General features: G+C 72.1%; 20 protein-coding genes and 1 pseudogene. 10 read left to right on the top strand and 11 right to left on the bottom strand.

All coding sequences use genetic code 11. The features are described from left to right. Positions 1–72: 72 nt before the first annotated feature. From AB0E19_RS20115 to AB0E19_RS20150, 8 genes and pseudogenes are all read left to right on the top strand, one after another. Complete coding sequence (locus tag AB0E19_RS20115; protein ID WP_362181641.1) at positions 73–933, top strand: ABC transporter ATP-binding protein; 861 nt, start codon at positions 73–75, stop codon at positions 931–933. Then, positions 930–1,775: an ABC transporter ATP-binding protein gene (locus AB0E19_RS20120; protein ID WP_362181644.1), complete on the top strand. Its 846-nt coding sequence runs from the start codon at positions 930–932 to the stop codon at positions 1,773–1,775. The genes AB0E19_RS20115 and AB0E19_RS20120 overlap by 4 nt, the downstream gene beginning before the upstream one ends. Further along, a complete protein-coding gene (locus tag AB0E19_RS20125) occupies positions 1,772–2,662 on the top strand; it encodes a branched-chain amino acid ABC transporter permease (protein WP_360609263.1) in 891 nt (296 codons plus the stop codon). Before AB0E19_RS20120 ends, AB0E19_RS20125 begins: the two co-directional genes overlap by 4 nt. A 10-nt stretch (positions 2,663–2,672) precedes the next feature. Further along, a complete protein-coding gene (locus AB0E19_RS20130) occupies positions 2,673–3,731 on the top strand; it encodes a branched-chain amino acid ABC transporter permease (RefSeq protein WP_362181859.1) in 1,059 nt (352 codons plus the stop codon). After that, entirely contained in the window at positions 3,728–4,996 is a 1,269-nt protein-coding gene (locus AB0E19_RS20135; RefSeq protein ID WP_362181648.1) for an ABC transporter substrate-binding protein, read from the top strand. The genes AB0E19_RS20130 and AB0E19_RS20135 overlap by 4 nt, the downstream gene beginning before the upstream one ends. A 62-nt stretch (positions 4,997–5,058) precedes the next feature. Continuing rightward, positions 5,059–6,186 carry a winged helix DNA-binding domain-containing protein gene (locus tag AB0E19_RS20140; RefSeq protein ID WP_362181862.1) on the top strand — a complete coding sequence of 376 codons (1,128 nt, stop codon included), beginning with the start codon at positions 5,059–5,061 and terminating at the stop codon, positions 6,184–6,186. After that, a pseudogene (locus tag AB0E19_RS20145) lies at positions 6,183–6,617 on the top strand (GNAT family N-acetyltransferase); the annotation flags it as partial. The gene AB0E19_RS20140 and the pseudogene AB0E19_RS20145, both read left to right, overlap by 4 nt. Before the next feature lie 111 nt (positions 6,618–6,728). Further along, positions 6,729–7,166 carry a GNAT family N-acetyltransferase gene (locus AB0E19_RS20150; RefSeq protein WP_362181865.1) on the top strand — a complete coding sequence of 146 codons (438 nt, stop codon included), beginning with the start codon at positions 6,729–6,731 and terminating at the stop codon, positions 7,164–7,166. Between the two features lie 71 nt (positions 7,167–7,237). On the opposite strand, the gene pssA is transcribed toward AB0E19_RS20150, so the two are convergent. From pssA to AB0E19_RS20195, 9 genes are all read right to left on the bottom strand, one after another. Continuing rightward, positions 7,238–8,113 (bottom strand): CDP-diacylglycerol--serine O-phosphatidyltransferase, encoded by an 876-nt coding sequence (gene pssA, locus AB0E19_RS20155; protein WP_362181869.1) that lies wholly within the window; start codon positions 8,111–8,113, stop codon positions 7,238–7,240. Beyond that, positions 8,106–8,762: a phosphatidylserine decarboxylase gene (locus AB0E19_RS20160; protein WP_169089696.1), complete on the bottom strand. Its 657-nt coding sequence runs from the start codon at positions 8,760–8,762 to the stop codon at positions 8,106–8,108. The genes pssA and AB0E19_RS20160 overlap by 8 nt, the downstream gene beginning before the upstream one ends. 170 nt (positions 8,763–8,932) lie before the next feature. Beyond that, positions 8,933–10,138: an acyl-CoA dehydrogenase family protein gene (locus AB0E19_RS20165; protein WP_362181653.1), complete on the bottom strand. Its 1,206-nt coding sequence runs from the start codon at positions 10,136–10,138 to the stop codon at positions 8,933–8,935. A 3-nt stretch (positions 10,139–10,141) separates the two neighbouring features. Further along, positions 10,142–10,666 (bottom strand): MaoC family dehydratase, encoded by a 525-nt coding sequence (locus AB0E19_RS20170; protein ID WP_116158043.1) that lies wholly within the window; start codon positions 10,664–10,666, stop codon positions 10,142–10,144. A gap of 4 nt (positions 10,667–10,670) precedes the next feature. Further along, positions 10,671–11,642, bottom strand: coding sequence for a CoA ester lyase (locus AB0E19_RS20175; protein WP_362181657.1), 972 nt, complete (start codon positions 11,640–11,642; stop codon positions 10,671–10,673). Continuing rightward, positions 11,639–13,708, bottom strand: a complete 2,070-nt coding sequence (locus AB0E19_RS20180; protein ID WP_362181662.1) for a protein meaA — start codon at positions 13,706–13,708, stop codon at positions 11,639–11,641. Before AB0E19_RS20180 ends, AB0E19_RS20175 begins: the two co-directional genes overlap by 4 nt. 14 nt (positions 13,709–13,722) lie before the next feature. Continuing rightward, positions 13,723–15,060, bottom strand: coding sequence for a crotonyl-CoA carboxylase/reductase (gene ccrA / locus AB0E19_RS20185; RefSeq protein WP_362181666.1), 1,338 nt, complete (start codon positions 15,058–15,060; stop codon positions 13,723–13,725). A 421-nt stretch (positions 15,061–15,481) separates the two neighbouring features. Next, the gene (locus AB0E19_RS20190) at positions 15,482–16,324 is read right to left on the bottom strand and encodes a TetR family transcriptional regulator (protein WP_362181669.1); all 843 of its coding nucleotides are present in this window, start codon (positions 16,322–16,324) and stop codon (positions 15,482–15,484) included. A gap of 100 nt (positions 16,325–16,424) precedes the next feature. Then, on the bottom strand, positions 16,425–18,206 hold the full coding sequence (locus tag AB0E19_RS20195) for a 3-hydroxybutyryl-CoA dehydrogenase (RefSeq protein ID WP_362181672.1): 1,782 nt from the start codon (positions 18,204–18,206) through the stop codon (positions 16,425–16,427). 382 nt (positions 18,207–18,588) lie between these two features. On the opposite strand from AB0E19_RS20195, the gene AB0E19_RS20200 reads away from it, so the two are divergent. Beyond that, the gene (locus tag AB0E19_RS20200) at positions 18,589–19,218 is read left to right on the top strand and encodes a HEAT repeat domain-containing protein (protein ID WP_362181675.1); all 630 of its coding nucleotides are present in this window, start codon (positions 18,589–18,591) and stop codon (positions 19,216–19,218) included. A gap of 16 nt (positions 19,219–19,234) precedes the next feature. Here AB0E19_RS20200 and AB0E19_RS20205 read toward each other — a convergent pair whose 3' ends face one another. Beyond that, a complete protein-coding gene (locus AB0E19_RS20205; protein ID WP_362181678.1) occupies positions 19,235–19,678 on the bottom strand; it encodes a RidA family protein in 444 nt (147 codons plus the stop codon). Positions 19,679–19,759: 81 nt separating this feature from the next. Next, complete coding sequence (locus AB0E19_RS20210; protein ID WP_362181681.1) at positions 19,760–21,448, bottom strand: alpha/beta hydrolase; 1,689 nt, start codon at positions 21,446–21,448, stop codon at positions 19,760–19,762. 541 nt (positions 21,449–21,989) lie between these two features. Between AB0E19_RS20210 and AB0E19_RS20215 the strand changes: the two genes are divergently transcribed. After that, entirely contained in the window at positions 21,990–22,433 is a 444-nt protein-coding gene (locus AB0E19_RS20215; RefSeq protein ID WP_362181684.1) for an SRPBCC family protein, read from the top strand. The last annotated feature ends 283 nt before the right edge of the window (positions 22,434–22,716 follow it).

Genomic DNA, 22,716 nt, shown 5'->3' on the forward strand with positions numbered 1-22,716 from the left:
GGTGCTGGGGTGAGCGACCGAACGGCCGAGTAGCACGCACGGGTAACAACGGCGGCCGGGGAAAGGGGAGTCATGGGAGGTACCGCACCCGCCCTGACGGTGACGGACCTGACGGCGGGATACGGACCGGTGCACGCGCTGCGGCGCGTCTCGCTGACCGTGCCCGCGGGGGCCGTCGTCACCGTCCTCGGCGGCAACGGCGCCGGAAAGTCCACACTGCTGCGGGCGGTCTCGCACACCCTGCGGTTCCACGGCGGCGCCGTGGTCTCCGGCACGGTCGCCGCGGCCGGCCGGCCGCTCGACGGGCTGCCGCCCGACCGGGTCGTCGCCGCCGGCGTCTGCCAGGTCCCCGAGGGCCGGCAGGTCTTCGCCCGCATGACCGTCGAGGACAACCTGCGGGCCGGCGGCCTCGCCCGGCGCGGCGACCGCACCGCCAAGGCCGCCGCCCTGCGCCGCGTCCACGAGCTCTTCCCCGTCCTCGCCGAGCGGGCCCGGCAGCCCGCCGGGCTGCTCTCCGGCGGCGAGCAGCAGATGCTCGCCGTCGGCCGCGCCCTGATGGCCGCCCCCGAACTGCTCCTCCTCGACGAGCCCTCGCTCGGGCTCGCCCCGCTCATGGCCGCCCGGATCGCCGACGCGGTCCGGGAGATCAACGCGCAGGGCACGGCCGTCCTCCTCGTCGAGCAGAACGCGGCGCTCGCCCTGCGGCTCGCCTCCCACGCGTACGTCCTGGAGGTCGGCGAGGTCACCCTCTCCGGCCCGGCCGACGAACTCGCCGCCTCCGACGAGGTCCGCCGCCGCTACCTCGGCGTCGTGGACGCCGAGGCCGCGGAGGACGCCGCCCGCGCCCGCGCCGCCCACCCCGTCCTGTCCCGCTGGGACGCAGCGGCCCGGGTCCCCGCCCGCGGCCCGCGCCGCGAGGAGACCCGCCGATGACCACCCCGGACGAGCCGACCGTGCCCGCCCCGCGCACCCCCGTCCCCGGCGCCGCACCCGCCCGTGACGACGTCCCCGCCCTGACCGTCACCGGCCTCACCGTCCGCTTCGCCGGACTCACCGCCCTCGACGGCGTCGACTTCACCGTCCGCCCCGGCACCGTGCACGCCCTCATCGGGCCCAACGGCGCCGGCAAGTCCACCTGCTTCAACGTGCTGTCCGGGGTCTACCGGGCCACCTCCGGCTCCGTACGCCTCGGCGCCCACGAGCTGACCGCACTGCCCCCGCACCGGATCGCCGACCTCGGCGTCGGCCGGATCTTCCAGAACCTGGCGCTGCCCCCGCGCGCCACCGTCGAGGACAGCCTTATGCTCGGCCGCCACCGGCTCACCCGCACCGGCTTCCTCGCCGCCGGGCTCCGGCTGCCGTCCGCCGCACGCGAGGAGGCCCGGCACCGGGCCCGCGTCCGGGAGATCGCCGACTTCGTCGGCCTCGGCGACCAGCTGGCGAAACCCGCGGGCTCGCTCCCGTACGGACAGCAGAAGCTCGCCGAACTGGCCCGTGCCCTCTGCATGGAGCCCACCCTGCTCCTCCTCGACGAACCCGTCGCCGGCATGACCGCCGACGAACGCCGCCGCACCGCCGCCGTCATCGCCGGCGTCCGCGACGGCCTCGGCATCTCCGTGCTCCTCGTCGAGCACGACATGGGCCTCGTCATGCGGCTCGCCGACTCCGTCACCGTCCTCGAATTCGGCCGCCGCATCGCCGACGGCAGCCCCGCCGACGTCCAGAACGACCCGGCGGTCGTCCGCGCCTACCTCGGAGAGGAGACCGCCGCGTGAGCACCTTCGCGGAGTTCCTCATCAACGGGCTCTCCCTGGGCTCCGTCTACGCCCTCATCGCCCTCGGCTTCGTCGTCATCTTCCGTGCCACGGAGGTCGTCAACTTCGCCCACGCCTCGCTGCTCCTGGCCGGCGGCTACCTCGTCGCCGTCCTCCACGAACCGCTCGGCTTCTGGCCCGCGCTGGCCGCCGGCGTCGCCGGCGCGGCCGTCGTCGGCGCCGCCGTCGAGTTCTTCGTGATGCGCCGCCACCGGGGGGCCGACCACAGCGTCCTCGCCATCGTCACCATCGGCGTCGACATCCTCCTCGCCACCGAACTCACCCGCCGGATCGGCACCGACATCCTCGCCCTCGGCGACCCGTGGGGCGACGCCGTCGTCACCCTCGGCCCGGTCACGATCGCCGAGACCCGGATCGCCGCCCTGCTCGCCGCCGCCCTCCTCATCACCGCCTTCCTGCTCGCCTTCCGGCACACCTCCTGGGGCGTCGCCATGCGGGCCGCCGCCGAGAGCCAGGAGACCGCCGCCCTGATGGGCGTCCGCCTCGGCAGGGTCTCGCTCGGCGCCTGGGCGGTCGCCGGGGGCCTGGCCGCCGTCGCCGCGCTCTTCCTGACCGTCTTCCCCACCCCCGGCCTCGAACGCGGCACCTCGCTCGCCGCCCTCAAGGCCTTCCCCGCCGCGATCCTCGGCGGCCTCGACTCCACCACCGGCGCGCTCGCCGGCGGACTGATCGTCGGCGTCACCGAGTCCCTCGCCACCGGCTACCAGTCCGACCTCGCCTTCCTCGGCCGCGGGATCGGCGACCTCGCCCCCTACCTGGTGATGGTCGCCGTGCTGCTGATCCGCCCGGCCGGCCTCTTCGGCACGAAGGAGCTCGCCCGTGTCTGAGCGCCGCAGGATCCCCGTCAGGGCGTACGGCTACGCCGCCGCCGGCCTGGGCGGCGTCGTCGCCCTCCTCCTCCCCTTCTACCTGGACCGGTTCTGGCTCCAGGCCGGGCTCTTCGCCATCGCCGCCGCCATCGGCGCCATCGGCATCAACCTCCTCACCGGGGCCACCGGCCAGCTCTCCATGGGCCACGCCTTCTTCCTCGCCGTCGGCGCCTACGGCTACTGCGCCCTCGCCGGCGACGGCACCGACGGGCTCGCCGGACTCGGCCTGCCGGGCTGGCTCGCCGCCGTCCTCGCCGTCGGCCTCGCGGGGCTCGCCGGCGGGGCGTTCAGCCCCATCGCCGGCCGGCTGCACGGCGCGTACCTCGGCATCGCCACCCTCGCGCTGATCTTCATCGGCCAGCACGTCCTCTTCAACGCCCACGACCTCACCGGCGGCTACAACGGCCGCGCCGTCCCCCCGCTGAACCTCTTCGGCCTCACCTTCGACGACACCGAACTCCTCGTCGCCCAGGTGCCGTTCGGCGCCGTCGAGAAGCTCTGGTACCTGGGCCTGGCGCTGCTCCTCGGCGGCGTCCTGTTCGCCCGCGGGGTGCTCCGCGGCCGTCCCGGGCGCGCCATGAACGCCATCCGCGACCACCGGATCGCCGCCGGAGTCCTGGGCATTCCGGTCGCCCGGCACCGTGCCGCCGTCTTCGTCCTGTCCTCCATGTACGCGGGCCTCGCCGGCGTCCTGCTCGCCCTGGTCTTCCAGCGGACCGTGCCCGAGTACTTCGGCATGGCCCTCTCGCTGGAGTACCTGGCGATGATCGTCATCGGCGGGCTCGGCTCCGTCGCCGGCGCCGTCGCGGGCGGGATCTTCGTCGCCCTGCTGCCGCAGCTCCTGAACCGGTACGCCGAAGCCCTGCCGCTGGTCTCCGCCCCCGGCACCGGCGGCATCGCCCCCGGCGAGGCCGCCCGCTACCTCTACGGCGCCGCCGTCGTCGGCACCGTCCTCTTCCTGCCCGGCGGCCTCGCGAGGCTCGTCGCGCGAACCCCGATCCACCGACCCTCAGGGGAGACTCGATGACCCACAGACGACAGGCGGCCGTGCGGGGCCTGGCCGCGGCGCTCGCCACCCTGGTCGCGCTCACCGCCGCCGGATGCAGCTCCAAGGCGAAGACCGGCGACGGCAAGGAGACCGGCGCCGGTGGGATCAGGACCGGCGAGGGCGTCACCGACACCACCATCACCCTCGGCGCGCTGACCGACATGACCGGCGTGTACGCCACCCTCGGCAAGAGCGTCACCCAGGCCCAGCAGCTGTACGTGAAGCAGGTCAACGCCGCCGGCGGCATCTGCGGCCGGAAGCTGGAGCTGACCGTCCGCGACCACGGCTACGACCCGCAGAAGGCGCTCGCCGCCTACACCGAGCTGGAGCCCAAGGTCGTCGGCTACGCCCAGTTCATCGGCTCCCCGTTCGTCGCCGCCGTCAAGCAGCGCGTCGACGGCCAGGACAAGGGCCTGGTCATGCCCCAGGCATGGTCGGCCTCGCTGCTCGGCTCCCCGTACATCCGCGTCCTCGGCGCCACCTACGACGTCGAGACGATCAACGCCGTCGACTTCCTCGTCACCGAGAAGGGCCTCGCCAAGGGCGACAAGCTCGGGCACGTCTACTTCGAGGGCGACTACGGCGAGAACGCGCTCAAGGGCTCCAAGTACGCCGCCGGGAAGGCCGGCCTCACCGTCGTCGAGCAGAAGATCAAGCCCACCGACAACGACATGTCCGCGCAGGTCGCCGCGCTCAAGCAGGCCGGGGTGAAGGCCGTCCTCGTCAGCGCCGGACCGCGCCAGGCCGCCTCCCTGGTCGGCGTGGCCGCCGCGACCGGCCTCCGCGTCCCCGTCGTCGGCAACAACTCGGCCTTCGCCCCGCAGCTCCTCGGCACCCAGGCGGGCCCGGCCCTGGAGAAGATGTACTGGTTCGCCTCCCCGAGCCTCCCCGTCGGCGCCGACACCCCGGTCGCGAAGAAGCTCGCCGCCGACTACGCGGCCGCCTACCCGGACGACGGCCTCGACAACGGCGTCGTCGCGGGCTGGACCGCCGCCTCGGCCTTCGGCGAGATCCTGAGGAAGGCGTGCGAGAAGGGCGACCTCAGCCGCGAGGGCGTGGCCAAGGCGCTGCTCATCCTCAGCGCCCACGACCCCGGCTTCGGCATGACCCACGACTTCAGCGACCCGAAGGCCCCCTCGTCCCGCGAGTCGGTCATCATCCAGCCCGACAAGAAGGTCCCCGGCGGCATGCGCACGGTCCGGCAGCCCTTCGCCTCGGAGGCGGCGAAGGAGTACACCCCCTGACGAGCCCGTGTCCCATGGAAAGAGGACGGGAATTGTCCTCTTTCCATGGGAGCGTGACCGCCATGACCGTCCTCACCACCCGTGCCCTCGGCCGTGCCACCCTCGCCCGCCAGTTCCTCCTCGACCGGACCGGCACCCCGGCCGTCGGCGTCGTCGCCCACCTGTGCGGGATGCAGGCCCAGGAACCCCAGGAGCCCTTCACCGGACTCTGGTCGCGGGTCAGGGACTTCCGCCCGGAGACCCTGGACGGCCTCCTCACCGGACGCGAGGTCGTGCGCGTCCCCCTGATGCGCCGCACCATCCACCTCGTCACCGCCGACGACGCCCTGGCCTGGCGCGCCCGCCACGACGCCATGCTCCGCCAGAAGGTCCTGTCCGTCTACCGCGCCGAACTCGCCGGCGTCGACCCCGACGAGCTGGCCGCCGCGGCCCACGCGGTCATGGCCGACGGCGAGCCCCGCACCCTGGCCGAACTCGTCGAGGCCGTCTCCGGCCGCTGGCCCGGACCGCCCCGTCGGGCCCTCGGCGAACTCATCGTCGGCGGCGTCCTCCCCACCGTGCAGCTGCCCCCGCGCGGCCTCTGGGGCTCGCGCGCGGGAGTCCGCAACGCCACCCTCTCCGGGTGGCTGGGCCGCGAGGTCCCGCCGCTCCCCGAGGACCCCACCGACCCCGTCGGCCAGACCCTGGTCCGCCGCTACCTCGCCGCCTACGGGCCCGCCGCCTCCGCCGACCTCCGCGCCTGGTGCGGCCTCGCCGGACTGCCCGCCGCGGTCAAGGCCGTACGGGACGAACTCGTCGTCTTCCGCGACGAGCGGGGCCGCGAACTCCTCGACCTCCCCGACGCGCCCCGGCCCGACCCGGACACCCCCGCCCCGGTCCGCTTCCTGCCCGCCTTCGACAACGCGATCCTCGGCTACCACGACCGGAGCCGGATCATCGACCACGACCACCGGCTGCTCTCCGTCGCCGGCGAGCGCGTCGCCCTGGTCGACGGCCGGGTCGCCGCCACCTGGACCCTGCGCGGCTCCGACCTCGTCGTCACCCCGCTCCGGCGCCTGTCCCGGGCGGAGCGGACCGCCGTGAAGGACGAGGGCGCCGCGCTGGCCGCGTTCCTGACCGGCGGGGCCGGCGGGGCCGGCGGGGACGCCGTCACCTCGCCGAAACCTGCCGGTGTGATCCTCGGATCATGAACGTGCTGATCGAGGAGAACGCCGCCCACCCCCGCCTGCCCGCCCTGCTCACCGCCTACCACCTGGCCACCGAGGCCGAGAAGGGCTCCGCCGCGACCGGCCCGGCCGGCCTGCCGGCCGCGCGCCGTGCCGAGACCGAGGACCCCGTCACCGCCTTCGCCGCCGACACCGTGCTGCTCGCCGCCGCGCCGGAGACGGGCGAGGCCGTCGGCTGTCTCGTCCTGAAGGCCGGGCCCGTGCCCGAGGTCAAGCGGGTGTGGGTCGAGCCCGAGGCCCGCGGGCAGGGGCTGGCCGGCGCGCTGATGGGCGAGGCGCTGCGGCGGGCCGCGGCGGCGGGGGCGGAGCGCGTCCGGCTCACCGTGTGGGAGTGGCGGCACGGCCCCCTCGCGCTCTACCGCAAGCTCGGCTTCGAGCCCACCGACTCCTGGGACGACCGCCCGGGCCTGCTCTGCCTGGAGAAGCGGCTCGCCCCGGGCGACCGCGTCGAGCTCCTCGCCCCCGAGGCCGTACGACGGCACGTCGACGGGCTCGCCGCGCTCCTCGTGGACGCCGTGGACGGCGGTGCCTCCGTCGGCTTCCTGGCGCCCGTGGAGCACACCGAGGCGGCCGCCTGGTGGGCCGGGACAGCGGGCACCCGGGACGTGTGGGCGGCCTTCGGGCCGGACGGCGCCGTCACCGGGGCCGTCACCCTCCTGCGTACCGGCACCGCCAACGGCCGCCACCGCGGCGAGATAGCCCGGCTCCTCGTCCACCGCTCGGCCCGCGGCCGGGCGCTCGGCCGCCGGCTGCTGGCCGCCGCCGAGGCCCACGCGGCCGCCACCGGCCTCACCCTCCTCGTCCTGGACACCCAGACCGACAGCCCCGCCGAGCGCCTGTACCGGGGCGCGGGCTGGACGGCGGCCGGCACGATCCCGGAGTACGCCGCCGACCCGGCCGGCACCCTGCGGGCCACGACCCTCTACTACAAGCTCCTGGGGTAGGTCCGGCGCATGACGAAGGGCCCGGAAGCGCGATGCTTCCGGGCCCTTCGGCCGTTGCGTACGACGGCGGGTCAGCGCAGCTGCGCCGCCTCCGCCTCCCGGGCCTCCCGGCTCTCGCGGCGGTTGCCGCGGAAGGTGTTCACTCGGCGGGCCGTCGCGAAGAGGGGGATCACGGCGCCCAGCACGACCTGGAGGGCGCAGCCGGCCTGGAGCAGGAACTGACCGCCGGGGGCGTCGAAGGCCCACGCGGCCAGCATGGCCATCGCCCCGACGATCCAGCTGAGCATGGCCGCCGCGAGGACCCCCCGCGGCTTCGGGTACTCGACCCGGCTCACCATCAGCCACGCCGTGCCGATGATCGCGAGCAGCGTCGGGATGAAGGGGAGTTCGAGCAGGATGATCGAGACGACCGTCAGCGCGCCGAAGGGGCTCGGCATGCCCTGGAACATGCCGTCCTTCATCGTCACGCAGGAGAACCGCGCCAGCCTCAGCACCACCGCGAGCAGCACCACGATCGCGGCGACCGCCGAGACCTTCTGCTGCGCGTCGTCCGCGACCATGCCGTAGACGAGCACGAAGTACGCCGGGGCCAGACCGAAGCTGATCAGGTCCGAGAGGTTGTCGAGCTCGGCGCCCATCGGCGAGCTGCGGAGCTTGCGCGCCACGATGCCGTCGAAGAGGTCGAAGATCGCCGCGCACAGCATCAGTATCACCGCGGTGGCGGCGCTGTTGCGCGCCATCCCGGTCTCGGTGCTGCCGGTGAGGTGCGGGATGAGGATGCCCGTGGTGGTGAAGTACACCGCCATGAATCCACACGTGGCGTTACCGAGCGTGAGGGCGTCCGCTATGGACAGCCTCAGCGACAGCGGCATCTCCTCCGCCTCGTCGGCCGCCTCCGCCTCGGCGTCGGCAACCCAGTCGGCGGCTCGTGTGTCGGGATCAATCACGGTCAATGCGAGTCACCCCCGCGGTCGTGGTCTGCCCGACCTCGACGGCGACCTCGACACCCTCCGGAAGGTAGATGTCGACGCGCGAGCCGAAGCGGATGAGACCGATGCGGTCACCCTGCTCGACCTTCGTCCCCTGCGGGATGTACGGCACGATGCGCCGCGCCACGGCACCCGCGATCTGGATCATCTCGATGTCGCCGAGCTCGGTGTCGAAGTGCCACACGACGCGCTCGTTGTTCTCGGACTCCTTGTTGAAGGCCGGGACGAAGCCACCCGGGACGTGCTCCACCGAGGTCACCGTGCCGGCCATCGGCGCACGGTTGACGTGCACGTTCAGCGGGCTCATGAAGATGGCGACCCGGGTGCGCCCGTCCTTCCACGGCATGATGCTCTGCACCACGCCGTCGGCGGGGGAGATGACCCGGCCCTGAGCGATCTCGCGCTCGGGGTCGCGGAAGAACCACAGCATGCCGGCCGCGAGCGCGGTGGTCGGCACGGCGATGGCACGGGCGCGCTTCGAACGGCCGGAGCGCGCGAGGCTGAGCGCCGCGGTGGCGACGGTCGGCAGAAGCCACGGCGATGCTCCGCGTGCGATGCGTGCGCCCTTGAGGCTGTCGCGGTGTGCAGAGTTTGGGCTGTGGGGCATGGATGACCTTCGTAGCGGATGATGCCGCGCTGGCAACGGGGGGACGGCGGCTTTCCGGCGATGCTATCGGTTGCGGGGCGCAACTGGGCAAGCCAGGAACCGAGTCGACGGCCGGAAGACGAACACGGGGTGTGATCTTCTTCGCGGCCGAATCGACTCAAAGCCGACAATCAACCCTGGAGGCGGTACTCCTCCAGGAGGCGGCGGCCAATGATCATTTTCTGGATCTCGGCGGTACCTTCGCCGATGAGCAGCATCGGCGCCTCACGGTAGAGCCGCTCGATCTCGTACTCCTTCGAGAACCCGTAGCCGCCGTGAATGCGGAAGGCATCCTCCACGACCTCCTTGCAGTATTCGGAGGCGAGGTACTTCGCCATCCCCGCTTCGAGGTCGTTTCGTTCCCCGGAGTCCTTTTTGCGTGCTGCGTTCACCATCATCGCATGGGCGGCCTCGACCTTGGTAGCCATTTCGGCCAGCTTGAACTGGATGGCCTGATGCTGGGCGATCGGCTTTCCGAAAGTGTGACGCTGCTGGGCATACTGGACACCCAGCTCGAAAGCGCGCTGAGCGACGCCGCAACCACGGGCCGCCACGTTCACGCGGCCGACCTCGACGCCGTCCATCATTTGGTAAAACCCTCGACCGGTGACCCCGCCGAGGACCCTATTGGCCGGAATGCGCAGGCCGTCCATGATGAGCTCGGTCGTGTCGACGCCCTTGTAACCCATCTTGTCGATCTTGCCCGGGACGGTGAGGCCGGGGCGGACCTCTCCGAAGCCGGGCTCCTTCTCGACGAGGAAGGTCGTCATCGACTTGTGGGGCGCGGTGCCCTCGGGGTGGCCTTCGTCACTTCGGACGAGGACGGCCACCAGCGTTGACGTGCCGCCGTTGGTCAGCCACATCTTCTGGCCGTTGAGGACGTACTCGTCGCCGTCCTTCACCGCCTTCGAGGTGATGGCCGACACGTCCGAGCCGAGGGCCGGCTCCGACATCGAGAACGCGCCGCGCGTCTCGCCGGCCGCCATCCGCGGAAGGAAGTACTCCTTCTGCTCCTGGGTGCCGTGCTGCTTCAGCATGTACGCGACGATGAAGTGGGTGTTGATGATGCCGGAGACCGACATCCAGCCGCGGGCGATCTCCTCCACGCAGAGCGCGTAGGTGAGCAGCGACTCGCCCAGGCCCCCGTACTCCTCGGGGATCATCAGACCGAAGACGCCGAGCTCCTTGAGCCCGTCCACGATCTGCTGGGGGTACTCGTCGCGGTGCTCCAGCTCGGTCGCGACCGGGATGATCTCCTTGTCGACGAAGTCCCGCACGGTGGCGAGGATCTCCTGCTGGACATCGGTCAGACCGTGGGTCTGGGCGAGTCGCGCCATGGCTTACTTCTCCGACTTCTTGGAAGGCTCGATGAGCTCGGGGCGGCCGGGCTGCTCGCCGCCGCGGGCGTCGATGTACTCGGCGGTCGGGACCATCACCTTGCGGCGGAAGACGCAGACGAGGGTGCCGTCCTGCTTGTAGCCCTTGGTCTCGACGTAGACGATGCCGCGGTCCGTCTTGGACTTCGACGGGGTCTTGTCGAGGACCGTGGTCTCGCCGTAGATCGTGTCGCCGTGGAAGGTCGGCGCCACGTGCCGCAGCGACTCGATCTCCAGGTTGGCGATGGCCTTGCCGGAGACGTCCGGCACGGACATGCCGAGCAGCAGCGAGTAGATGTAGTTGCCGACCACCACGTTCCGCTTGAAGTCGGTCGTGTTCTCCGCGTAGTTCACGTCCATGTGCAGCGGGTGGTGGTTCATGGTGAGGAGGCAGAAGAGGTGGTCGTCGTACTCGGTGACCGTCTTCCCGGGCCAGTGCTTGTAGACCGCGCCGACCTCGAACTCTTCGTAGGTGCGTCCGAACTGCATGGGGTCAGGCCTCCGGGATCTCGAACTTGCCGGTGCGCTGCATGCCGGCGGCGCGGCCCTTGCCGGAGATGACCAGGGCCATCTTGCGGGAGGCCTCGTCGATCATCTCGTCGCCGAGCATCGCGGAGCCCTTCTTCCCGCCCGCCTCGGAGGTGTAGTAGTCGTACGCGTCGAGGATCAGCTCGGCGTGGTCGTAGTCCTCCTGCGAGGGCGAGAAGATCTCGTTCGCGGCGGCGACCTGGTCCGGGTGGAGCACCCACTTGCCGTCGAAGCCGAGGGCCGCGGCGCGCTGCGCGACCGCCTTGTAGCCCTCCTGGTTGCGGATCTGGAGGTACGGGCCGTCGATCGCCTGGAGGTTGTTGGCGCGGGCCGCCATCAGAATGCTCATCAGGATGTGGTGGTACGCGTCCGCCGGGTAGCCGGGCGGCTGCTCGCCGACGACGAGCGACTTCATGTTGATGGAGGCCATGAAGTCGGCCGGGCCGAAGATGATCGTCTCGACGCGCTGGGAGGCCTGCGCGATCGCGTTGACGTTGGTCAGGCCCTGGGCGTTCTCGATCTGCGCCTCGATGCCGATCTTGCCGACCTCGAAGCCCATGGTCTTCTCGATCTGGGTCAGCAGCAGGTCGAGCGCCACGATCTGCTGGGCGTCCTGGACCTTCGGCAGCATGATGCAGTCGAGGTTCTGGCCGGCGCCCTCGACGACGGTGACGACGTCGCGGTACGTCCAGTGGGTCGTCCAGTCGTTGACGCGGACCACGCGGGTCTTGCCGGTCCAGTCGCCCTCGTTGAGGAACTTCACGATGGTGTGCCGGGCCTCGGGCTTGGCCAGCGGCGCGCAGGCGTCCTCCAGGTCGAGGAAGACCTGGTCGGCCGCGAGGCCCTGGGCCTTCTCCAGGAAGCGCGGGTTGGAGCCGGGCACCGCGAGACAGGAGCGGCGGGGGCGCAGCCGGTTCACAGGGGAAGCGCTGGTCATGCGGGGACCTCCGTACGTGCAGTTGCTTCTAGGGGGTGGAGCTTGTTGGCCTTGCGGATCTCGTCGACGATACGGCCGATGATCTCGGTGATGCCGAAGTCCTTCGGCGTGAAGACGGCCGCGACGCCCGCTCGGCGCAGTTCCTCGCCGTCGGCGTTCGGGATGATCCCGCCGACGACGACCGGGATGTCGGTCGCGCCGGCCTCCCTGAGCCGGTCCAGCACGTCAGGGACGAGCTGGGCGTGCGAGCCGGAGAGGATCGACAGGCCGACGGCGTGCACGTCCTCCTCCAGGGCGGCGTCCACGATCTGCTCGGGGGTGAGCCGGATGCCCTGGTAGACCACCTCGAACCCGGCGTCGCGGGCCCGCACGGCGATCTGCTCGGCGCCGTTGGAGTGCCCGTCCAGGCCCGGCTTGCCGACCAGGAAGCGGAGCTTGCCGATGCCCAGGTCCTCGGCGGTGCGGTCGACCTTGCGGCGGACCTCGGCGAGCGGCGAGCCGTACTCGGCCGGCACGGCGACCGGGGCGGAGGAGACGCCGGTGGGGGCGCGGTACTCGCCGAAGACCTCGCGCAGCGCCCCGGCCCACTCGCCGGTGGTGACACCGGCGCGGGCGCACTCCAGGGTGGCCTCCATGAGGTTCTCGGTGCCCCGCGCGGCCTGCTTGAGCTGGTCCAGTGCCTGCTGGGTGGTCGGGAAGACGAACGGGTCGCCGTTGCCCTGGCGGTCCGTGGACTCCTGCCGCTCGGCGCGCCAGCGGGTGACGGCCCCGACCACCCGGGCCTCGACGGCCGGGTCGACGGTCTGGATCGCGGTGTCGAGGTCCGCGGTGAGCGGGTTCGGCTCGGTCGACTGGAAGACGTTGACGCCGATGATCTTGTCCTCGCCGGACTCGATCCGGGCGCGCCGCTCGGCGTGCGAGGAGACCAGCTGGGCCTTGAGGTAGCCGGACTCGACGGCGGCCATCGCGCCGCCCATCTCCTGGATCCGGTCGATCTCGGCGAGGCACTCGGTGACGAGGGCGTCGACCTTGGCCTCGACGACGTGGGAGCCGGCGAAGATGTCCTCGTACTCCAGGAGGTCCGACTCGTGGGCGAGGACCTGCTGGATGCGCAGGGACCACTGCTGGTCCCAGGGCCGGGGGAGGCCCAGGGCCTCGTTCCAGGCCGGGAGCTGGACGGCGCGGGCGCGGGCGTCCTTGGAGAGGGTGACGGCCAGCATCTCCAGGACGATGCGCTGGACGTTGTTCTCCGGCTGGGCCTCGGTGAGGCCGAGCGAGTTGACCTGGACGCCGTAGCGGAAGCGCCGCTGCTTGGCGTCCTGGATGCCGTACCGCTCCAGCGTGATCTTGTCCCAGATGCGGCCGAAGGCGCGCATCTTGCACATCTCCTCGATGAAGCGGACGCCCGCGTTCACGAAGAAGGAGATGCGGGCGACGACCTCGCCGAACCGCTCCTCGGGCACCTGGCCCGAGGCGCGGACGGAGTCGAGGACCGCGATGGCGGTGGACATCGCGTACGAGATCTCCTGGACCGGAGTGGCCCCCGCCTCCTGCAGGTGGTAGCTGCAGATGTTGATCGGGTTCCACTTCGGGATGTTGTTGACCGTGTACGCGATCATGTCCGTCGTGAGGCGGAGCGAGGGGCCGGGCGGGAAGACGTGCGTCCCGCGCGACAGGTACTCCTTCACGATGTCGTTCTGGGTGGTGCCCTGGAGCTTGGTGACGTCCGCACCCTGCTCCTCGGCCGCCACCTGGTAGAGCGCCAGGAGCCACATCGCCGTGGCGTTGATGGTCATCGAGGTGTTCATCTGCTCCAGGGGGATGTCCTGGAACAGCCGGCGCATGTCACCGAGGTGCGAGACCGGGACCCCGACCCGGCCGACCTCGCCGCGGGCGAGGACGTGGTCCGGGTCGTAGCCCGTCTGGGTCGGCAGGTCGAAGGCGACCGACAGACCGGTCTGCCCCTTGGCGAGGTTGCGCCGGTACAGCTCGTTGGAGGCCTCGGCGGTCGAGTGACCGGCGTAGGTCCGCATGAGCCACGGCCGGTCCTTCTGGCGCTCAGTCATGTACGGTCCCCGGCTCAGATGTTGCGGAAGCGGTTGATGGCGTCGATGTGCTTGGCCCGCAGCTCCTCGTCGCGGACGCCGAGGCCCTCCTCGGGCGCGAGCGCGAGGACGCCGACCTTGCCCTGGTGCAGGTTGCGGTGGACGTCGTACGCGGCCTGGCCGGTCTCCTCCAGGGTGTACGTCTTCGAGAGGGTGGGGTGGATCTTGCCCTTGGCGATCAGGCGGTTGGCCTCCCACGCCTCGCGGTAGTTGGCGAAGTGCGAGCCGATGATCCGCTTCAGCGACATCCACAGGTAGCGGTTGTCGTACTCGTGCATGTAGCCCGAGGTCGAGGCGCAGGTGGTGATGGTGCCGCCCTTGCGGGTGACGTACACGGAGGCGCCGAAGGTCTCGCGGCCCGGGTGCTCGAAGACGATGTCGATGTCCTCGCCGCCGGTGAACTCGCGGATCTTGGAGCCGAACCGCTTCCACTCGCGCGGGTCCTGGGTCCGCTCGTCCTTCCAGAACTTGTAGCCCTCGGCGTTGCGGTCGATGACCGCCTCGGCGCCCATGGCCCGGCAGATGTCGGCCTTCTCGGGGGAGGAGACGACACAGATCGGGTTGGCGCCGCCGGCCAGGGCGAACTGGGTGGCGTACGAGCCGAGGCCGCCGGAGGCGCCCCAGATGAGGACGTTGTCGCCCTGCTTCATGCCGGCGCCGTTGCGGGAGACCAGCTGGCGGTAGGCGGTGGAGTTGACCAGGCCGGGGGCGGCGGCCTCCTCCCAGCTGAGGTGCTTCGGCTTCGGCATCAGCTGGTTGGACTTGACGAGCGCGATCTCGGCGAGGCCGCCGAAGTTGGTCTCGAAGCCCCAGATCCGCTGCTCGGGGTCGAGCATCGTGTCGTTGTGGCCGTCGGAGGACTCCAGCTCGACCGAGAGGCAGTGCGCGACGACCTCGTCGCCCGGGTTCCAGGCGTTGACGCCCGGGCCGGTGCGCAGGACGACGCCCGCGAGGTCGGAGCCGATGACGTGGTACGGCAGGTCGTGGCGCTTGGTGAGCTCCGAGAGCCGCCCGTAGCGCTCCAGGAAGCCGAAGGTGGAGACGGGCTCGAAGATCGAGGTCCAGACCGAGTTGTAGTTCACGGAGCTGGCCATGACGGCGACGAGCGCCTCGCCCGGGCCGAGCTCGGGGAGCGGCACCTGGTCGAGGTGGAGCGACTTGCGGGGGTCCTTGTCGCGGCTGGCGACTCCGGCGAACATCTCGGCCTCGTCCTTGTGGACGGTGACGGCCCGGTACGACTCGGGGAGCTTGATGTTCGCGAAGTCGGCGGACGTGGAGTCCGGCGACTGGATCGCGTCCAGGATTTCCTTCACGGTGTGCCTCCGGCGGAGAGCGTCCGGGGGGCCGGACGCCTGAGGGTTACGTCGGGGAGTGCTGCTGCTGTGGAGGTGTGCCGTCGGTTCGGCTCGGGTGGTGCTGTGGCGGCGCCCGGTGGGGCGCGAGGGTTGCCTGTGACGCAGGCGTCCGGGCACGCGGCCGTGAGGCTGCGGGGACAGCCGGAGCGCGGGCTTTCCCGGTGCTCCGGATACCCGGACGAGATCAACGTATGGCACGCCGTGTCACGTGACAAGGCACTGCGTGCCAACAATTTCTCTCAGATGCGAAAAGGTGCTCACGGATGAGCGATGATCGATCGAATGCCGCTCTGAGCTGCGGGAATGCGAAGAGGGCCGCCCCCGGGAAACCGGGGGCGGCCCTCCTGTCGGACCTTCGAAGGTGCGGGAGAAGCGGGCCTCAGCCCTTCGTGAGTGCCTGCTGGATGGTCCGCATGACCTCGTCGAGCGGGGCGTCGGTACGCGCCACGGCGACCACCACGTCACCCGAGGCGGAGACCCGCGCCGCGGGCCCCTCCTGGGGGGCCTTGACGGCCTGCGGGGCGGCGGCGGAGGAGGGGGCCGGACGGCCCGCGCCTATGCCCGAGCCGAAGGTCTCCCGGACGATCGCGAAGGCGTGGTCCAGCTGCGACTCCACGTCCCCCTGGCCGCCGGCCCGCAGCCACCGCCGCAGCACGTGGTTGTGGGCGGTGACCACCGCCGAGGCCGCCACCTCGGCCAGCAGCGGGTCGTCGTTCCCGTCGTGGTGGTCCCGCTCGTCGAAGTGGCCGAGCAGATAGCGGGTGAAGAGCCGCTCGTAGCGGGCCACCGAGGCGATCTCGCGCTCCCGGAGCGTCGGCACCTCACGGGTCAGCCGGTAGCGGGCCACGGAGATGGCGGGCGCGCCCGCGTACATCTTCATGACCTCCTTGATGCCCCGGCACACCGTGTCGAGCGGGTGCTCGTGCGGCGGCGCCGCGTTCAGCACCGCCTCCGCCCGGACCAGCGTGTCGTCGTGGTCCGGGAAGATCGCCTCCTCCTTGGACCGGAAGTGGCGGAAGAAGGTCCGCCGGGCCACCCCGGCCGCCGCCGCGATCTCGTCGACGGTGGTGGCCTCGTACCCCTTCGTCGCGAAGAGCTCCATCGCGGCGGCCGCCAGCTCCCGCCGCATCTTCAGCCGCTGTGCGGCGGCACGGGTCCCCGCCGCGCTCTCCTGAGCGTCGGACGAAGAGGTGGCACGGGGTGTCTTCACGGCCTTGGGCATGACCCGAACGTACTGCATCGGTGCAGGAAGACGCGCCTGCGGGGGCGGACCGCCGGAGGGCTCCAGGAGCCCTCCCCACCCCCGTCGCGGCTCGACGGGCTCAGCGCCGGGCATATTCGCGGAAGCCGCGCCCCGTCTTGCGGCCCAGGCAGCCGGCCGCCACCAGGTGCTCCAGGAGCGGCGCCGGAGCCAGGCCCGGGTCGCGGAACTCGCGGTGCAGCACCTTCTCGATCGCCAGCGAGACGTCCAGGCCGACCACGTCGAGCAGCTCGAACGGGCCCATCGGGTAGCCGCCGCCCAGCTTCATCGCGGTGTCGATGTCGTCCAGCGTCGCGTAGTGCTCCTGGACCATCTTGACCGCGTTGTTCAGGTACGGGAACAGCAGCGCGTTCACGATGAAGCCGGCCCGGTCGCCGCAGTCCACCCCGTGCTTGCGGATCTTCGCGGTGACCTCGCGGACGGTGGCGTGCACGTCGTCGGCGGTCAGGACCGTACGGACGATCTCGACCAGCTTCATCGCCGGCGCCGGGTTGAAGAAGTGCATGCCGATGACGTCCTGCGGGCGGCTCGTCGCCTTCGCGCAGGCCACGACCGGCAGCGAGGAGGTCGTGGTGGCGAGCACCACGCCCGGCTTGCAGATCTTGTCGAGCCGGCCGAACAGCTCCTGCTTGATCGCCAGGTCCTCGGCGACCGCCTCGACCGCCAGGTCGACCTCGGCGAAGGCGTCGAGCGAACCGGCCGGGGCGATCCGGGCCAGCGTCTCCTCGCGGGCCTCCTCGGTCATCCGGCCCTTGGCCACCGAGCGGGCCAGCGACGTGGCGATGTACGCCTTGGCCGCGTCCGCCTTCTCCTGCGAGCGGGCGGCGAGGACGACGTCGTACCCGGCCTTGGCGAAGACCTCGGCGATGCCGGAGGCCATCGTGCCCGAGCCGGCCACGCCCACCGAGCGGACCTCGCGGCCCGTGCCGCCGGCGCCCGCGGCGGCCGGGGTCAGCGCGTCGGGGGCCTTCTCGGCCGAGCCCGGCGCCGCGTAGGTGTAGAAGCCGCGGCCCGCCTTGCGGCCGGTGAGACCGGCCTCGGAGAGCTGCTTCAGGATCGGGGCGGGGGCGTGCAGCCGGTCGTGGGAGGCCTGGTACATGGCGTCCAGGACGGTGCGCGCGGTGTCGATGCCCACCAGGTCGAGCAGCTCCAGCGGGCCCATCGGCAGGCCGCAGCCCAGCTTCATGGCGGCGTCGATGTCCTCGCGGGAGGCGTAGCGGGCCTCGTACATGGCCGCGGCCTGGTTGAGGTAGCCGAAGAGCAGCCCGTCCGCGATGAAGCCGGCCCGGTCGCCGACCGCCACCGGCTCCTTGCCGAGCTCCTCGGCGAGCCGGGTGACCGCCGCGACGGCCCGGGGGTCGGTCAGCACCGAGGAGACCACCTCGACCAGCTTCATCGCCTGGACCGGCGCGAAGAAGTGCAGGCCGAGGACGCGCTCCGGGTGGGCGGAGTCGGCGGCCAGCCGGGTCACCGAGAGGGCGTTGGTGCCGGTGGCGAGGATGGCGTCCGGCCGGACGATCCCGTCGAGCGTCCGGAAGACCTCCTGCTTGGTCTCGTACGTCTCCGGGACCACCTCGATGACGAGGTCGGCCGCGGCGGCGGCCTGGAGGTCCGAGTAGACCCGGAAGCGGGCGAGCGCGTCCTGCCGCTCGTCCTCGGTGATGCGCTCACGGGCCACGGCGCGGGCGGTGGACGCCTCCAGGGCGGCGACGGCGCGGGCGGCCGCGGACTCGCTGACGTCGATGCCGACGACCTCACGGCCGGCCCGGACGAGGACGTCGGCGATGCCGGTGCCCATGGTGCCGAGACCGACGACGGCGATGGTGGAGAGAGGGGTGTCCATCAGGGGACTCCTGGGAGGAAGAGTGACGACTGAAGGCGGTGCGCGCGCACGGGGAAAAGGGCGCGGGAAATACCGGGGATCGCGGCCGGCCGCACGGAGGGCGGCGCCACGGTGCACGGAGACGGCTCCGCCGTGTACGGGATGCGGCCCCGGTGCACACGGCGGCGAGGGCCTTGAGGGAAAAGAGGGAGGACGCGGGCTCTGTCCCTGAGCCACGTCGAGAAACTGCCGAACCGACCAGCGCTCGCCACGGCTGCGTCACCAGGCCGCGGCGAGAAGTGCGGGGGTTCCCCGCTCACTTGAGATTAACCGGCGGGTAACGAGCGCGCCAGTCCTGGGAAGTCGGGAAAATGTGATGTGGATCGCGGATAGCCTCGGATTCATGGAAATCGCCGAGGGCAACTCCGAGATCGACTCCGGAGATCCCGAATTCTGCTCGATGATCGATCGATTGAGGGATCAGATCGAGAACGAAGAAGGAAACCTTCCCCGCGCATTCGGAGAACTCGCCCGGACCACCGACCCCGAGGAACTCCACCGGCTCCTCACCGCGCCGGGACAGCCGCTCTGGGCCCGGGAGATCGCCGCCTACCGGCTCGGCACGGCCGGCGACCCGCGCGCCTTCGAGGCCCTCGTCCTCCTCCTCAACCACCGGGACCCCGAGCGCTGCGTCACCGCCGCCCACGCCCTCGTCCGGCTCGGCGACCCGCGCACCGCCCGCGCCGCCGCCGCCCTCGCCACCAACGAACTCCGGGCCGCCTACGCCCTCCTGCCGGTCCGGCTCCTCGCCGACCTGCGTGCCCCGGAGTCCGTCCCCGCCCTCGTCACCGTCCTGGAGCGGCGCCTGGCGGCCGGCGACCCCCACTGGCGGGTCGGCCTCGCCTGCGTCGAGGGCCTCGGCACCCTCGGCGACCCGGCCGCCAGGGACGTCCTCGAAGCCGCCCTCCCGCACCCCCGCCTGGGCCGCGCCGCCGAACGCTCCCTGACCCTCCTCGGCGGCCCCGCCGTCTGACCGCCCGCTCCCCGCGTCAGCGGACGAGCCGCAGCTCCGGCCGCTCCTCCTCGGGGCGCTCCTCCGGCACCAGGGCGAAGGCCTCGACCTCCATCAGCAGCTCGGGCCGCACCAGCGCGCCCACCTGCACCGCCGAGCTCGCGGGCAGCGGCAGCCCGGCGAAGGCCGCGTCCCGCGCCTCCCGCACGGCCGGGAGGTGGGCCACGTCGGTGAGGAAGTACGTCAGCTTCACCACGTCCCCGAAGCCCGCGCCGGCGGCGGCCAGGCAGCGCTCGACGTTCGCGAAGACCTGCCGGGCCTGGGCGGCGGGATCCCCCGCGCCCACCAGGGCGCCCTCGCCGTCCAGCGCCAGCTGCCCGGATATCGCGACGAACCGGCCGGTCCCCCAGACGACGTGGCTGTACTGGGCGCTGGGCGCGAGGCCCTCGGGGGCGGGCACGTGGGTGAGGTGGCTGGTCATGCGGGCCATCCTCGCGCACGCCACTGACAACGCCCGCGCCCTCACGGGGGCGCGGGCGTCACGAGTGACGAGAGCCACAGGTCAGCGCACGTGTCCGAGCAGTCCGTGCAGGGTGGTCCCGGCGACCGCGCCGTCGCCGGCCGCGGCCCGCTCCCGCTTCTCCTTCCCGGTCTCCTTCCCGCCTTCCTTCCCCGTGGCCTTCCCGGTCTCCTTCTCCTTCTCCTTCTCCTTCTCCTTCTTCGGCTTCGGGGCCGGCGCGGGCTCGGGGGCCGGGAGCGCGGCGCAGACGGCGTCGACCTCCGACCCGCCCTCGGCGCGCGGCACGGCGCCGGTGGCGAGGTAAGTGCTCAGGTGCGCGTCGAGGCACTCGTTGCCGGCCAGGGTCACGCCGTGGTTCCCGCCGCCCTGCTCGACGACCAGGCTGGAGCCGTGCAGCATCCGGTGCAGGGCGAGCCCGCCCTCGTACGGGGTGGCGGCGTCGTCCGTGGCCTGGAGGACGAGGACCGGCGGCAGCCGGTCGTTGGTGACGTCCGGCGGCGTGAGCGGCTCCACCGGCCAGAACGCGCACGGCGCGTTGTACCAGGCGTTGTTCCAGGTGGAGAAGGGGGCCTTGGCGTGGACCTCCCAGTTGTCCTTCCGCCAGACGTTCCAGTCCTTGGGCCAGGCGGCGTCCCGGCACTGGACGGCCGCGTAGACGGAGTAGCCGTTGTCGGCGGCGGAGTCGGCCTCGCCGTACCGCTCGTAGGCGGCGACGAGCGGGGCGGGGTCCTGCTCGTTCACGTACGCGGAGAAGGCACTCGCGAGCTTGGGCCAGTAGCCGTCGTAGTAGCCGCCGGGGAGGAAGGTGTCCTCCAGCTCGCCCGGGCCGACCTTGCCGCCGGCCGGCGAGTCGCGCAGCTCCTCGCGCATCCGGTACCAGGCGGCCTCGACCGCCGCCGGATCCTTGCCGAGCCCGTACGCCTCGTCGTGCTTCGCCACCCAGGCCATGAGGTCCTTGTGGCGGGTGTCGAAGGCGTAGTCCTGCGCGATGTTGTCCTCGTACCAGACGCCGTTGGGGTTGACCACGGAGTCCAGCGCCATCCGCCGCACCCGCTCCGGGTACAGCCGGGCGTAGACCGCGCCCAGGTAGGTGCCGTACGAGTAGCCGAGGTAGGTGATCCGTTCGGCGCCGAGCGCCGCGCGGATCAGGTCGAGGTCGCGGGCGGTGGAGACGGTGTCGATGTGCGGGAGCACGTCGGCGTGCTTCTTGCCGCAGGAGGCGGCGAAGGCCTGGGCGCGCTCCAGGGCGGTCCGCTCGGCCTCCGCGCCGCGCGGCACCGAGTCGGGGCGCACCGGGTCGAAGTGGCCGGGCCGGCAGTCGAGCGCGGGTTCGCTCTTGCCCACGCCGCGCGGGTCGAAGCCGATGACGTCGTACTGGGCGGCGACCTCCGCGGGCAGCGAGGCGGCGACGTAGCCGGCCATGCCGCGGCCGCTGCCGCCCGGTCCGCCGGGGTTGACCAGGAGCGGGCCCTGGGAGGTCTTCGCGGTGTGCGGGATCCGGGTCAGCGCGAGCGTGATGCTCCGGCCGGCCGGGTCGTCGTGGTCGAGCGGCACCTTGAGGGTGCCGCACTGGAGCTTCGGGTACGCCTTGGTGCCGCAGTCGGTCCAGGCGAGCGGGGGGAGGGGGCGGGGGACCGGTTCACCGGTGCCCGCGGCGGACGCGGGCAGGACGGTGACCGTCCCGGCGACCAGTGCCCCAGCGGCGATCAGCATTCCTGCGCGGGTGGTCATGGAGCCTGGAGTGCCCCGCGGGGCGCGGGACACGACCTGTTGTGGCCGGGAACGACCCGAAAGGAGGGTGCGCCGACGGCGTGTCAGGTGACCTCGCGGCGTGTCGGCGGGCTCGGAGGAGGGTGAGCTGCTGGGGCCCCGGGACGGTTCGGGGGAGGGGCGCGGGATCCGGTGCGTGGCGCCCCGGTGGGCCGGTCCGATGCCGAACTCGGCGGCCGGCTCGTGGACCTGACGGGTGATGCGGCGCCGGTACCAGGCCGGCGCGCGGGCCCCGTCGGCGTACATCCGCTCGTACCGGCCGACCAGGTGGGGGTGGCGGTGGGCGACGGTTCCAGGTCGCGCAGCGTCGTGAGGATGCCGGGCATCGGGCGTAGCGGACCTCGGCCCGCTGGTGGCCGTCGGCGTCGGCGCCCATGGCGATATGCCGAACAATTGTTCTCTTGATCGTCGCAGCCCGGATTTCGCCCCCCGCGAGGCTCGTGGTTCGCTTGGCCCACACCCCCTGAAACACCCCCGAGAACCATGAGCTGGAGGAATGGCGATGGCGCAGGTCGAGGCCACGACGGAACGGATCATCGCGGCGGACGCGGAGACCGTGTTCGACACGCTGGCCGACTACAGCGGCGCGCGCGCGAAGCTGCTGCCCGAGCAGTTCAGCGAGTACGAGGTGCGCGAGGGCGGCGACGGTGAGGGCACCCTCGTCCACTGGAAGCTCCAGGCCACCAGCAAGCGCGTCCGCGACTGCCTCCTGGAGGTCGCCGAGCCCACCGACGGGCAGCTCGTCGAGAAGGACCGCAACTCCTCCATGGTCACCACCTGGACCGTGACCCCGGCCGGCGAGGGCAAGTCCCGCGCCGTCGTCAGCTCCGTCTGGAACGGCGCCGGCGGCATCGGCGGCTTCTTCGAGCGGGCCTTCGCCCCCAAGGGCCTCGCCCGGATCTACGACGCGATCCTCGCGAACCTCGCGGCCGAGACCGAGAAGTAACGCCCGGGGCGTTCACCGATTCGAGTGGATTCCCCGCCGCCCCCGTACCGGCGCCCGAAGTGTCGCGGGGGCGCGGGGAGTTCCACAAAGGCGCTGATGAGCGCCGCACACGCCTCTCCCTACCCCGCCGTACGCCCTCCGCGGGCCTCCGCCCGGCCACCTCCCGTCCCCCGCGCCCGACTTGCTCCCGCTTCGCGCCCGATGCGAAGAATGGCCCGTCCCCGAGGGCGCCTTCGCGCCGAGGCCGCTGCCGCGCCGGGGCGACGCCATGACGAGGGGAGCC

Origin of the sequence: Streptomyces sp. NPDC047974, from assembly GCF_040653375.1 — a bacterium.
In the GTDB taxonomy this organism is placed as follows: Bacteria; Actinomycetota; Actinomycetes; order Streptomycetales; family Streptomycetaceae; genus Streptomyces.